The 11,677-nt window shown below is 57.2% G+C and carries 11 protein-coding genes; 4 read left to right on the forward strand and 7 right to left on the reverse strand.

Features of this window, described 5'->3' with window-relative positions:
- Positions 1–4: 4 nt before the first annotated feature.
- From I6N98_RS06360 to I6N98_RS06375, 4 genes are read right to left on the reverse strand one after another with little or no spacing between them, the layout of a single operon-like run.
- Positions 5–799, reverse strand: coding sequence for an SDR family NAD(P)-dependent oxidoreductase (locus I6N98_RS06360; protein ID WP_198570952.1), 795 nt, complete (start codon positions 797–799; stop codon positions 5–7).
- Positions 796–1,737 (reverse strand): SDR family oxidoreductase, encoded by a 942-nt coding sequence (locus tag I6N98_RS06365; protein ID WP_198570953.1) that lies wholly within the window; start codon positions 1,735–1,737, stop codon positions 796–798. Before I6N98_RS06365 ends, I6N98_RS06360 begins: the two co-directional genes overlap by 4 nt.
- On the reverse strand, positions 1,719–2,630 hold the full coding sequence (locus tag I6N98_RS06370; protein WP_198570954.1) for a bile acid:sodium symporter family protein: 912 nt from the start codon (positions 2,628–2,630) through the stop codon (positions 1,719–1,721). Before I6N98_RS06370 ends, I6N98_RS06365 begins: the two co-directional genes overlap by 19 nt.
- A gap of 20 nt (positions 2,631–2,650) precedes the next feature.
- On the reverse strand, positions 2,651–3,976 hold the full coding sequence (locus I6N98_RS06375; RefSeq protein ID WP_198570955.1) for a flavin-containing monooxygenase: 1,326 nt from the start codon (positions 3,974–3,976) through the stop codon (positions 2,651–2,653).
- A gap of 102 nt (positions 3,977–4,078) precedes the next feature.
- Between I6N98_RS06375 and I6N98_RS06380 the strand changes: the two genes are divergently transcribed.
- Both I6N98_RS06380 and I6N98_RS06385 read left to right on the forward strand, forming a co-directional pair.
- Positions 4,079–5,068 carry an AraC family transcriptional regulator gene (locus I6N98_RS06380; RefSeq protein WP_198570956.1) on the forward strand — a complete coding sequence of 330 codons (990 nt, stop codon included), beginning with the start codon at positions 4,079–4,081 and terminating at the stop codon, positions 5,066–5,068.
- A gap of 123 nt (positions 5,069–5,191) precedes the next feature.
- The gene (locus I6N98_RS06385) at positions 5,192–6,733 is read left to right on the forward strand and encodes a long-chain-fatty-acid--CoA ligase (protein ID WP_198570957.1); all 1,542 of its coding nucleotides are present in this window, start codon (positions 5,192–5,194) and stop codon (positions 6,731–6,733) included.
- A 30-nt stretch (positions 6,734–6,763) separates the two neighbouring features.
- Here the strand turns inward: I6N98_RS06385 and I6N98_RS06390 are convergent, their stop codons facing one another.
- From I6N98_RS06390 to I6N98_RS06400, 3 genes are all read right to left on the reverse strand, one after another.
- Positions 6,764–7,777, reverse strand: coding sequence for an alpha/beta hydrolase (locus I6N98_RS06390; RefSeq protein WP_198570958.1), 1,014 nt, complete (start codon positions 7,775–7,777; stop codon positions 6,764–6,766).
- Between the two features lie 45 nt (positions 7,778–7,822).
- Complete coding sequence (locus I6N98_RS06395; RefSeq protein WP_198570959.1) at positions 7,823–8,821, reverse strand: alpha/beta hydrolase; 999 nt, start codon at positions 8,819–8,821, stop codon at positions 7,823–7,825.
- Between the two features lie 247 nt (positions 8,822–9,068).
- Positions 9,069–10,316 carry a cytochrome P450 gene (locus I6N98_RS06400; RefSeq protein ID WP_198570960.1) on the reverse strand — a complete coding sequence of 416 codons (1,248 nt, stop codon included), beginning with the start codon at positions 10,314–10,316 and terminating at the stop codon, positions 9,069–9,071.
- On the opposite strand from I6N98_RS06400, the gene I6N98_RS06405 reads away from it, so the two are divergent.
- Together I6N98_RS06405 and I6N98_RS06410 are read left to right on the forward strand one after the other, a co-directional pair.
- Positions 10,315–10,497: a hypothetical protein gene (locus tag I6N98_RS06405; RefSeq protein ID WP_198570961.1), complete on the forward strand. Its 183-nt coding sequence runs from the start codon at positions 10,315–10,317 to the stop codon at positions 10,495–10,497. The two genes, I6N98_RS06400 and I6N98_RS06405, sit on opposite strands and share 2 nt — an antisense overlap.
- 195 nt (positions 10,498–10,692) lie before the next feature.
- Positions 10,693–11,676, forward strand: a complete 984-nt coding sequence (locus tag I6N98_RS06410; protein ID WP_198570962.1) for a thiamine pyrophosphate-dependent dehydrogenase E1 component subunit alpha — start codon at positions 10,693–10,695, stop codon at positions 11,674–11,676.
- Position 11,677: the final 1 nt, after the last annotated feature.

Here is an 11,677-nt window from a genome sequence, read left to right on the forward strand (position 1 = left end):
GCCATTAGTGTTGCCTTAACTCGACAGCGAATTTACGCCGCATAGCCACATGAAATAGGTCGGGTAGCAGGCGCCACAACAGGCTAGCCAGGTAAATGCCGCGATGTGGAAAGAGGCGAGGTTTGCGGCCTTCCAGAGCGCGGATAATCTGCTTTGCCAGGGGCGCCGCTTCACTGACGCCGCCGACGGTTGAGCGGGCGTGCCGGGCTCGTCCGCCGTCGCCGCCCAGGGCATTTTGCTCAATGTTGGTGTTGACGAAGGCGGGATACACCATCAATACGTGCACGCCCTGGTCTCGCTCCTCGGCCCGCAATACTTCAAAAAACTGCCCCAGCGCCGATTTGGCGCTGCAATAGGCAGCGCGCCCCAGCACCGGCATCCAACCTGCCATGGAGCCAATATTGACGATGCTGCCCCGGCTGGCGCGGAGTTTGGGAAGCAGGGCGGTTGCCAGTTCGACCGGCGCCTGCCAGTCCACGGCCATCACCTGGCGAAAGACCTCAGGCCGGGTGTTAGCCGCCAGTGAGCGGTGGGTGATGCCGGCGTTGTTAATGAGGATGTCGACCCGTGTAAAGGTCGCGTGAATAAGCGCGATTGCAGCATCGATGCCGTCGCTGGTGGAGAGGTCTGCCACGCCGATATGGAGTTTGGGGTCGTTGCTTTCCCGCTGTCGCTGTTCAAGCAGTGACTGATCCCTGTCAATCATCAGCACCGAGTCACCCCGGCTCAATAACACCTGCGTCATGGCCCAACCCAGGCCGCTGGCCGCGCCAGTAATAATCGTGTTGTGGCCACTCATTTTATTTGTCCTCGGGCACGGGCGTGTTCGAGAAAATAGTCGAATACCTGGGATGAGGTCATTTTCAGGGAATAGCCAAACTCCTCCTTTAAACGCCGGTTGCTGAGTACCGGCCGGTAGCGAATAAACTTAACTTGTACCGGGGAATAGCGGCTTAGCCCCAAGGCGTGAGCAACCGTCAGTGCGCCACGGATCAGTGCAGCGGGAATTTTGCACAGCGGTTTACCCAAGCGCTGGGCAACTTCGGCAATGGTCAAACAGCCATCGCCGGCAAGGTTAAATATCCCTTGCTGCTGTTCTTTAATCCCTTTCTCGATAACGCCCAACAGGTCCTCGTCCCAGATAAATACAAAGGGCGAGTTTGAACCGGCAATGCCCAGCACCATGCGCTTTTCAAACAAGTTGGTGATCTGGTTGCGTGTATTGGCGCCCAGTACTGTGCCCGGTCGCAAAACCAGTTGTTTAAGCTCAGGGTGATCCCGGCGAATATCTGCCAGGTACTGCTCAACCAGGCGTTTGTGGCGCGCGTAGGGGATTTCGTCATTGCCGCGCAGCGGGTCCTGCTCGTCCAGCCATGCCGGGGAATCCGGGTGATAACCGTAGGCAGCGCCAGAGCTGGTCACGATCAACTGCTTGACCTTGCTTTCCAAGCAGGCCTCTACAACATTGCGAGTGCCATTGACATCGATATCGTAGTCGCGCTGCTCGTCTTTGCTGCTTTCCAGTACCGACGCCAGGTGTACCACCCGGTCAATCTCGTACTCTCTTACGATGTGCTTCAGGATCGGGTCGCGGATATCGCAGCGAATAAACTTGCCGACTTCGCGGCTGGGCTCGCGGATATCGATGCCAACGATGTTGTAGCTATCCTGCAGGCGTTCACAGAGTTTGCTGCCGATATAACCCGCAGCGCCGGTTATCAGGATGGTGTCAGGCATACATCCTCCGCAGTTTTGGCCCAATACATTGCCAGTAGCAGGCCGACTAACAAGTGCCAGAAACTCCAGAAGCCGGCGATCAAGGTCATCCCCCCAACCTGTGGGAAGAAGGTAAAGATGATGGTGAGACCCAGTGCCGAGTTTTGGATGCCTACCTCCATGGTGACTGCGCGACGATCGGCCTGGCTCAGTCGCATTGCCCGGCTACAGAGGTCACCCAGCAGCAGTGCGCCGAGGTTTTGCAGGGCCACAAAGATCAGCACCTGATCGGCGTACTGGGTGATGGCCTGCTGGTTATTGGAAAAAGCCACCACAACGAACAGCAGGAATACGGCGAGGGTCACTATCCGCATGGGTTTTTCGGCTTTTTGTGTCAGTGCCGGGTGGCGCTTACCGAAGGCCATACCCAACAGCATTGGCAGTACCAGAACCAACAAGACAAGGGCAAAGATATTGATGGGGTCGATGGCGATATCCCGCATCAGTGGCCGGGTGTAGGGATTCAGGTAACTGTAGAGGCTGAAGTTGAGCGGCGTCATGATAATCGCCGACAAACTGGATACCCCGGTCATGCTGATGGAAACCGGTACCGAGGCCCGTCCCAGCCAAGTCATGATGTTGGAAAATGTTCCCCCCGGACAGGACGCGACCAGAATCATGCCCAAAGCCAACTCTGGTTCAATGGCAAAGGCCCAGCAGGCGAGGCCGGTCAGTGCAGGGAGCAATAGAAATTGCGCAATCAGCCCGGCAATAGGGGCGCGGGGGTAGCGCAGAACCCGAGTCAGATCCTCCTTGGTCAAACTCATGGAAATGCCAAAGATCATGCCCGCCAGAATGACGTTGAGGAGAATAACGCTCTGGGTGCTGAAGTGAACGGGAATATCCGAGTACATATTGGCGGCCCACCGATTCCTTAGCGAGCGCCGGCGGCGCTGGCCTTCATGGGTGCGGTGAGATCGGCTTTCAGTGCCCGGGTGTGTTGGCGAATGGTGCGGCGATAGGTCTCTTTGTGAACGTAGTAGGCCATCCGCTCCAATTGCAGATAGTCGTAGCCGCCATCCATACGCTGGCCGCCAAAGTTCTTAATGGTGGCGGTGAGTTTATCGGCGGACTTTGCGCCGGCCTCGCGCTGTTTAATATACAGCGCCACCAACTCGGCTTGCTCGTTACGGCCTTCCCAGCCAAGCCCCGTTGCCTCGATCATCCCCATCATAAACAGCGAGGGTTGCTGGGGGTGGAAGCAGTTGAGGTACATGGAGGGAGCATCGCCGTCCCGCCAGTTTAATAATTCGCGGTCGATAAAGGGGTAGTCCAGTTTGTAGCCGGTGCCCATCAAAATCAGGTCGTATTTGGCCTTGCTGCCATCGCTGTAAATCACCGTGTTGCCACTAACCAGATCAATGGCAGGCCGCGGTGTGATATCGCCGTGACCCAGGTGGTGCAGCACCAGTGAGTTGATCACCGGGTGGGATTCGTACATTTTGTAGTCGGGATCGGGCAGGCCATAGTCAGAGGGTTTGCCCACCACCATTCGGACCATGGCGGCATCCACTCTCTGTTTAAGTGGCCGGGGCAGGGGCGTTTTGCCGCCAAGGGTATCTGTGGGGCGGCCAGCAATAAACTTTGGCAGAAAGTAATAGCCGCGGCGTACCGACATATCCACTGAGCGGGCCCGGTGCACCGCGTCCACGGCAATATCGCAGGCCGAGTTGCCACACCCCACCACCAGAACACGTTTGCCCTCAAAAACGTCGGCAGAGCAGTACTCTGCGGAGTGCATCAGCTCGCCATCAAATTCGCCGGGCAGTTGGGGCATATTGGGCTTGTGCAATGTGCCGTTGGCGATCAGCACCCCTTGAAATACATCGCGCTTTTCGACGCCATCTTTTTGGTAGGTGATTTGCCACTCGTCCCCGATGGGTTTTACCTCTGTCACTCGGGTATTGAAGCGATAGTGCTGGTAGAGGCCAAAGTGGCGGGCATAGTCGCGAAAATAAGCCCGCATCTCGCTGTGGTGGGGGTAGGGCGCACCGTCTTCCATGGGGAATTCGGCGTACTCTGTCATGCGCCGGGAGGAAATGAGATGGGCAGATTGGTACATGGTGCTGTGGGGATTGTCGATGTCCCACAGGCCGCCAACGTCGTAGGACAACTCAAAGCCCACAAAGGGAATGTCGTACTTTTGCAAATTGCGGGCAGCGGCCAGACCCATTGGCCCGGCTCCAATAACGGCGTACATCGCGGCGACTCCAATCTGTTATGATCTTATGACTACAAGAATAATCGTTTCGCCAAGGCTTGTGATGGCTCATTCGGGACTCCCGCTGGACAATTCAGGACAATGACAGATAAAACTTCAGTCACGCTGTCCTACACCCAGGGCATTTTGCAGGCGGCAGAGCGCCGGGGTATTCCAATCTCGCCATCACTGCTGGAGCAGGTAGAGCAGGGCGGACGCACACCGATGTCCCTTCAGGACGACATCTGGGAGGACTACTGCAAGGCCGCGGATGACCCCCTGGCCGGTTTGCGGTTGGGTTTGGAGCTACAGGTCGGTCACCTGGACCTGGTGGGCATGCTGTTAATGAGCTGTGAAACCCAGGGAGAGGCCCTGGAGCTGCTGCTGGAGTACCACCCTATTGTCGGGGAGGGTGGGGATTTTTCCTTGATTCACGAGGGTTCGTTTTGCCAGTTGGTGTACGAGCCTCACTATCAGATACGCCGCCGTGAGCGGGTCGAGACGGTGCTGGCCTGCGTGTTGAATATGGCGCGTTGGGTCACAGGTGGTCGCTTTGAAGCCGAGCGGGTGCTTTTTATCAGTCCGCCTGGCGATCAGTCTGAGTTTTACCCGGAGCTCTTGCAGGCTCCGGTCAGTTTTAATGCACCCTGCAATGCCTTGGTCTTTGCGCCGGCGCTGCAATCGACGCCATTGATTCAGACCAACCGCACCATGCGGGATCAGCTACGCAGTTTGGCCGATCAGATGCTGAAAGACCTGGAGCACGCCGGCTTTAGCAGTGAAGTGCAGGCATTGATTCGGCAGCAGCCGGGTTGGGGCAAGGAGCGTATTGCCGAGCAACTCGGTATGAGTGGCCGCCACTTGGTTCGCAAGCTGCAGGAGGAGGGCACTACTTTCAAGCTGCTGCGCAGTCGCCTGTTGCAGCACCTTGCGGAGGAGATGCTGGAATCTGGCGACGCCGTGACCGATGTTGCCACCGCACTGGGCTTTTCAGATGAGAGCGCCTTCAGCAAGGCCTTTAAACGCTGGGCGGGCGTGACCCCCGCGTATTTTAGGGAACATGCCAAAGACAATAGTCACCGCAGCCGATAACTTCTTGGTCCCTGCCAGACAACAAGCGCATCGCTGAGTGTGGCAGGATTGAGTGCATCGCCAAACCGGGGGCTCAATTTACCACTGGGCCATATTCCACTGGCTTAGCTAGGAGAATGTGATTTGAACACAACAGATTGCCTGCTGCGGAATCTGCAGAGAATTCCAACAGAGACTGCCATCTTCGACGGTGGCACCGCCTTGACCTGGAGTGAGTTGTGCGAGCGTGTGGGCCGTTTGGCCGCAGGTTTTGCCAGTTTGGGGACAGCCCAAAGCGGCCGTGTTGCAACCTTGCTGGGCAATACCTATCGCAATATCGAGACAAACTACGCCGCCCAGTGGTTGGGGGCCGCCACTGTGCCTATCAATATTCGCTGGACGGCTCCAGAGGTGGAGTATGCACTGCAGGATTGTGGTGCCAAAGTGCTGGTGGTGGACAAGATGAATTGGGCCACCGCGGCGGCTTTGAATCCCGATCTGCTGGCCTCGCTACAGGTGGTGTGGGCTGACGACGGCGAGGCGCCGGACTCGAGTCACCATTACGATGAGCTTATAGCCGATCACAAGCCTCTGCCCCGCTGCGAGTGTGGCGGCAGAGACATTGCCAGTATTTTTTATACTGGCGGCACCACGGGGCGCTCCAAAGGCGTATTGCTCTCCCACGACAATCACGTCAGCCACAGTATTGCGCTGATTGCAGATTGTGCTCTGGCGGCGGGGGAGGTGCGTTACCTGCATGCCGCGCCAATGTTTCACATCGCCGATTCGCTGTTTACCCATGTGGTCAGTCAGCTGGGTGGTTGTCACGTTATTCTGCGGCAGTTTTCTCCGGCGGCGTTAGCGGAGGTCGTTGAGCAGCAGCACGTCAATGTCACTGTGTTGGTGCCCACTATGATTCAGATGGTGATGTTAGAACCCGCGCTGGCGGATCGCTGTTTCAAGGTTCTGGAGCGCCTGTTTTACGGCGCCTCGCCAATGCCCGAGGCGCTTACCAAGCAAATGCTGCAGCGTTATCCCGAGCTGGAGCTGTGCCAACTCTACGGCCAGACTGAGGCCTCTCCGGTGCTGACTATTCTGCCAAAACGCTGGCATGGCAGTGGCGACAACTATCTGCCCCAGGCCCGTTCGGCGGGCCGGGCAATGATGGGCACCGAGGTCCGCATTGTGGATGAAGACGGTGTTGCGGTACCGAACGGAGAGCACGGCGAGATTGTGGCCCGGGGCCCCCAGGTGATGCAGGGTTACTGGAATCGCGAAGAGGAGACCGCTGCGGCGCTACGAGATGGGTGGTTGCACACCGGCGATGCCGGCTATATGGACGAGCAGGGCTTTGTCTATATTGTCGACCGCATCAAGGACATGGTGATTTCCGGCGGCGAGAACGTCTATACCATCGAGGTCGAGCAAGTGTTGTACGACCTGCCGGGGGTGGCTCAGTGCTGTGTGGTGGGGCTGCCCCACGATAAATGGGGCGAAGCGGTCCACGCTGTGGTGGTATTGGCTGCTGATGCCGATTTAACTGAAGCGCAAATCCTCGAACACTGCCGCAGCCAACTGGCGGATTACAAGCGGCCCCGCGGCGTGACGATTCGTCAGCAGCCACTGCCGCTGTCTGGGGCCGGCAAGATTCTGAAGCGGGAAGTCCGCGCCGAACTCAGCGACTAAGAGACGGCGAAAATGACGGCGGCTGCGTCGTCAGGCGACAGACGCAGCGTCGGCCTCCGTATCACTGGCTGCTTCTGTCTTGGTGGCGATGTGGCGGGAGATAAAGTCCGCCATTTCATCGTGTGCGTCGGCAACTTCAGGGAACATGTTGTAAAACAGCGGGAAGGCGTGGGGCAATGAGGGCCACAGGTGACACTCGGTATCGACGCTCGCCTCGTGGCAGCGCCGCGCCATATACAGCCCATCGTCCATCAACACTTCGTTGTCACTGACAAAAAACTGTAGTGGCGGCAGGCCTTGGCAATCCATATACAAGGGTGACATCTCCGGATCGCTGGCATCGTGCTCGCCAATATAGGCCTCGCCCAGGCTGGAAAACGCCGAGATCGGTAGTAAGACGTCTCCTTTGCGCAACCGCCCACGGGAGGGCAAACCGTGTATTCGGCTGAGCTCAGTTACGGGTGACACCGGAATCCCACATGCTGGGGCTTCGACTCCACGCTTGCGTAATCGTTGCAATAGACCAAACAACAAGTTGCCGCCCGCGGAGTCACCGATCAGCGCGATGCGCTCCGGCGCGAAGCCGCGGCTCAGCAGTTCCATGTAAGCCTCTTCGCAGTCGTCCAAGGCCGCAGGAAAGCGATGCATGGGGGCCAGCCGGTAATCGGGAACAAAGGCGGGAATGCCCAACTTTTTGCACAGTCTCGCGGCGGTATCCAAATGGGCGTTGGGCGCCGCAGGCATTATGAAAGCACCGCCATGGAGCCATAGAATAATGGGCTGATCGGTTCGGCTGATATCGCCCAGTGTGTGGCCTGGAGAGCGCCCCAGAATCTGGTAATCGATGTTAATGCCGTGCTTGGGCGCCTCCATCGAGGCGGTCAGTACTTGGAAGTTGGAGATTTTGCGGATGCTGCCTCGCATCATCCGTGATAGCAGTGGTTTGCCCACCACACGCATAAAAAACAGTGTGATCCGCGACCGCAGGCTAAGCTGCAAATGCTTGTACTTGATCGATAGTTCAGGGCTGGGTGAAGAGGGCATGCAAAGGGTCCTTAAATTGTCGAGCCGGTGGCGTGATTACCGGGATTAGCTGGCAGCCGGCTTACCGTGGAGCTCACCGGCTACTGGCTTAGTACTTGGCTTAGTGCCCGGCAAATGCCGCTGGGTAAATTCAACCATTTCATCCAGGGCTTGTCTCGCCTCGGGAAAAATTCGCTCAAACAGCGGAAAGGCGTGGGGAAGCCTTGGCCAGACGTGACATTCGGTTTCCACCCCGGACTCTATGCAGCGCTCGGCTAGATGAACAGCGTCATCCATGAGTATTTCATTACTGCTGGCAAGAATAAACACGGGCGGCAGCCCCACTAATTTCATATACAGTGGCGATAACTCCGGGTGAGAGCCATCGGTTTCGCCGCAGTAGGCCTCGGCGAGTTTAGGCAAAGCCGCCAGCGGTAACAAGGGGTCCCGGAGCCGGCGCATATACAGGGTTGGGGGATAGTACGCTCGTCCAAGCTCGGCCAGTGGCGAGATGGCGATGGCGCAGGCTGGCATGGGGATGTGGTTTTTGCGGATACGCCGCATCAGCCCAAATATGAGATTGCCACCCGCCGAATCGCCGATCAGAACCACTTTTTCCGGTGCGAAGCCCAGTTCCAGTAAGGCGTGGTAGGCCTGCTCACAGTCGTCCAGTCCGGCGGGGTAAGGGTGTTCGGGGATCAAGCGGTAGTCAGGCATAAACGCCGCGATACCCAGTGACTTACAGTATTGGGCGCAGGTGGACAGGTGCATATTGGAGGCAGGCAGTAAAAAGGCTCCGCCGTGCAGCCACAGCGCCACCGGCTTGCTGGTGTCCGACAAATCGCCAAGTACGTGGCCGGGAATGTCGTTGAGATTTTGCTCGGCGATGGCAATGCCGGGTACATCGGGCCAGGGCAGGGTTCGCACTCGCTTTTGCAACTTCGCAAGCACTGCTGGGCTGGAACTGGCCATTTGCATCATCATCGGCGGAGCAACCAGGCGCATAAGAGTCAGGAGTGCGCGGCTGCGAAGACCGATGGGGATGTCTCTGTATTCTATACCCATCAAATACCCATACCGATACGGATTCTGCGCTTGTGAGGAGCGCCGAGTGTTTATCTTACCGACATTAAGTTGGCGCTAATATTATGGCTTCATTGTGATGACGCTAAGAAACTAACAGATAGCAGCGCGATTGAACATCGCTGGCACAGCGAACTTTGGTCGCTCCACAACGCAAAAGGCGCTCGGCCGTCGCTGCCAAGGAGGGCACGACGGCGGCGAACGCCTTTCACTATTGCGGTAAAAACGCCTACCACAGCAAATGCAGTTCTTCCGGTCCCCATACCGGGCCGCCGTGGTACTGAACCGGGTGATCGGGATTGAGGCGGAATTCTGGCAGGCGGGCCAGCATTTCCTCATAGAGGATGTTGAGCTCGATGCGAGCAAGGTGAGAGCCGAGGCAGCGGTGAGGACCGGCGCCGAAGGCAATGTGGACGCTTTCCCGGGCCAGGTTGAATTCTTCTGGCGAGTCGAACTCATTGGGGTCCAGATCGGCGGTGGGCAGCAGCAGTACCGCTTTTTCACCTTTCTTCATGGTCACGCCCTGAAACTCCATATCCTCCTTCACAAAGCGTGGCGGCAGAGTGAAGGTATAGCGGCGCAGGATTTCTTCCGTCGCGGCGGGGACTTTGTCCGGATTGGCGCGCAGCTCGGCCTGGAGCTCGGGGTGGGTGGCTAGGTGGTTGGCGCCGATGCCCATGCCGTTCATGACGGTGTCCAGCCCCGCCACGAAAATCATCACGCAGTAATTTTCCAGGTCGTGGATGGTGGCGGGTTGGCCGTCAAACTCTGCACTCCAAAGCAAGGAAATAACATCGTCCTGGGGGTTGTCTTTGCGCTCCATGATGGTGTCGTGCATGACCGCAGCCACTTTGCGAAGCCGTTCCTGTACAGCAGATGGCTCGAAATCGGTATTGGCCAGGTGTTCTTTCACCAGCGCCCGGTATTCGTCCTGCTTCTCTATGGGAAGGCCGAAAATTTTCAAAAATACTGTCACTGGTAGTGGCTCGGCGATGGAGCCCATAAACTCGCAGCCGCCCTGGGGCTTGTATTTTTCGATCAAGTCCGCCGCCAGCGTGCGAATATCGCCCTCAATTTTCTTCATCGCCTTGGGTGAAAACGCGCGCTGTAGTGGCAGCCGAAACATGGTGTGGTGCGGCGGATCCAGGGTAATTGGCGTGGGGATCAAGGGTTTGGGGTAATCCTCAGGAAGGGACTTGAGAATCTCCTGGAGCTCCTCGTAGGAGATCGGTCCGTTGCTGAATTTGTCGGTGTCCCGAGACACGTCAAACACGGCTTTGTGCCCGCGAATGATCCAGTGTCCGCCCTGGCGTGGTGTCCAGAATATCGGCGGCGCTTCTTTGCTGACTTCTACGGCTCGGGCGTGGCCTCGCTCGATCAGGCCCGGGTCGGCGTAAAAATCGAAATCGTATACCAAGTCGTCGGCAACGTGATCGGGTTTGTCGACAGCAGGGCTGAGTTGGGCGGCGTTGGACATGGCGTTCTCCGAACTTATTGTCTTAATTGATTTTCAAGGTGAAGGTGAGTGGAGTTCTCTCCTCGCCTTGGGGCTTATTGCTCTATTGGCTTTAATTGCAGTTTCTTATTGCAGCGTACGGGCTGCGGGCCTGGTGGTGCTGCCTTACTCGGCTGAGCCCTCGGCGTCGATGCCCTTTTAACACTGCAACTCATGTATGCAAATGAATCTTATTGTCGACTCCTGGGCTGAATCTACCCGGGAGCGCAATGCGTAAATTTTCTTCCGACAGGGCTCTTTACATTCGCGCCCTTGGGATTTAAATTAAACACCATTGTTGAATAATATAGCAATAATCTCAAGCTCAATTCACTGGAAAAAATAAGCGAAGAATCTTATGGGCGCTTCAGATACTTTCACCTCGAAAGACCTGTACGAGGTCTATAAAAAAGCACTGCGGATTTACATGGTCGATGACAACATTCGGGGCTTGATCCGCTCCGGTGCCATGCACCCGGTGTACTACTCACCCCGCGGCCAAGAAATTGTAGCCGCTGCAATGGGGGTTCATCTCGAAGCCAAGGACTACTTGTGCACGATCTATCGGGGTATTCACGACCAAGTCGCCAAGGGCATGCCCCTGGATGTGTTGTTGGCCGAATATTTCATGAAGGCCACCGGCGCCTGTAAGGGCAAGGGTGGCGCAATGCATATCACTCACCCTGCCTCTGGGGTGATGGTGACCACCGGGGTGGTGGGCAGCAGCATGCCTATTGCCAACGGCCTGGCCTGGGCGTCCCAGCTTAATGGCGAAGACCGGGTATCGGTTGCCACCTTCGGTGACGGCGCCGCCAATATCGGTGCCTTCCACGAGGCCCTGAACCTGGCCGCCATCTGGAAGTTACCGACGATTTTCCTCTGCCAAAACAATCGCTACCAAGAGTGTACGGCCTACGAAGATTCCACACCGATTGAGCGTATCGCCGATCGCGCCACCGCCTATGGCCCCAACATGGTTGGAGTCAGCGTAAACGGCAACGACGCCGGTGAAATGTGGACCGCCATGCGCGACGCGGTGGCCCGGGCCCGTGCCGGCGAGGGTCCTACCTTGATCGAGGCGAATACCTTCCGTTATATGGGGCACTACTTTGGCGATCAGGCGCCCTACATTCCCAAAGAAGAACTTGAAGCCGAGATGGCCAAGGACCCCATCGTCCTGACCCGTCAACAGGTGCTGGACTCCGGTGTCGCGACCGAGGCCGATCTGGAAGCGTTGGAAGGTGAAATCCAAGCCGAGTTTGATGCGGCTGTGGAATTTGCCAAATCCAGCCCCGACCCAGAATTGGACGAAATTTATAAAGATGTTTACGGAGCGGCGTAAT

The organism is Spongiibacter nanhainus, assembly GCF_016132545.1.
GTDB lineage: Bacteria > Pseudomonadota > Gammaproteobacteria > Pseudomonadales > Spongiibacteraceae > Spongiibacter > Spongiibacter nanhainus.

Excerpts from the sequence above, each read along its gene's own strand:
- I6N98_RS06360 (WP_198570952.1), bottom strand. The coding sequence starts at position 799 with ATGAGTGGCCACAACACGATTATTACTGGCGCGGCCAGCGGCCTGGGT.
- I6N98_RS06365 (WP_198570953.1), bottom strand. The coding sequence starts at position 1,737 with ATGCCTGACACCATCCTGATAACCGGCGCTGCGGGTTATATCGGCAGC.
- I6N98_RS06370 (WP_198570954.1), bottom strand. The coding sequence starts at position 2,630 with ATGTACTCGGATATTCCCGTTCACTTCAGCACCCAGAGCGTTATTCTC.
- I6N98_RS06375 (WP_198570955.1), bottom strand. The coding sequence starts at position 3,976 with ATGTACGCCGTTATTGGAGCCGGGCCAATGGGTCTGGCCGCTGCCCGC.
- I6N98_RS06380 (WP_198570956.1), top strand. The coding sequence starts at position 4,079 with ATGACAGATAAAACTTCAGTCACGCTGTCCTACACCCAGGGCATTTTG.
- I6N98_RS06390 (WP_198570958.1), bottom strand. The coding sequence starts at position 7,777 with ATGCCCTCTTCACCCAGCCCTGAACTATCGATCAAGTACAAGCATTTG.
- I6N98_RS06395 (WP_198570959.1), bottom strand. The coding sequence starts at position 8,821 with ATGGGTATAGAATACAGAGACATCCCCATCGGTCTTCGCAGCCGCGCA.
- I6N98_RS06405 (WP_198570961.1), top strand. The coding sequence starts at position 10,315 with ATGGCGTTCTCCGAACTTATTGTCTTAATTGATTTTCAAGGTGAAGGT.
- I6N98_RS06400 (WP_198570960.1), bottom strand. The coding sequence starts at position 10,316 with ATGTCCAACGCCGCCCAACTCAGCCCTGCTGTCGACAAACCCGATCAC.
- I6N98_RS06410 (WP_198570962.1), top strand. The coding sequence starts at position 10,693 with ATGGGCGCTTCAGATACTTTCACCTCGAAAGACCTGTACGAGGTCTAT.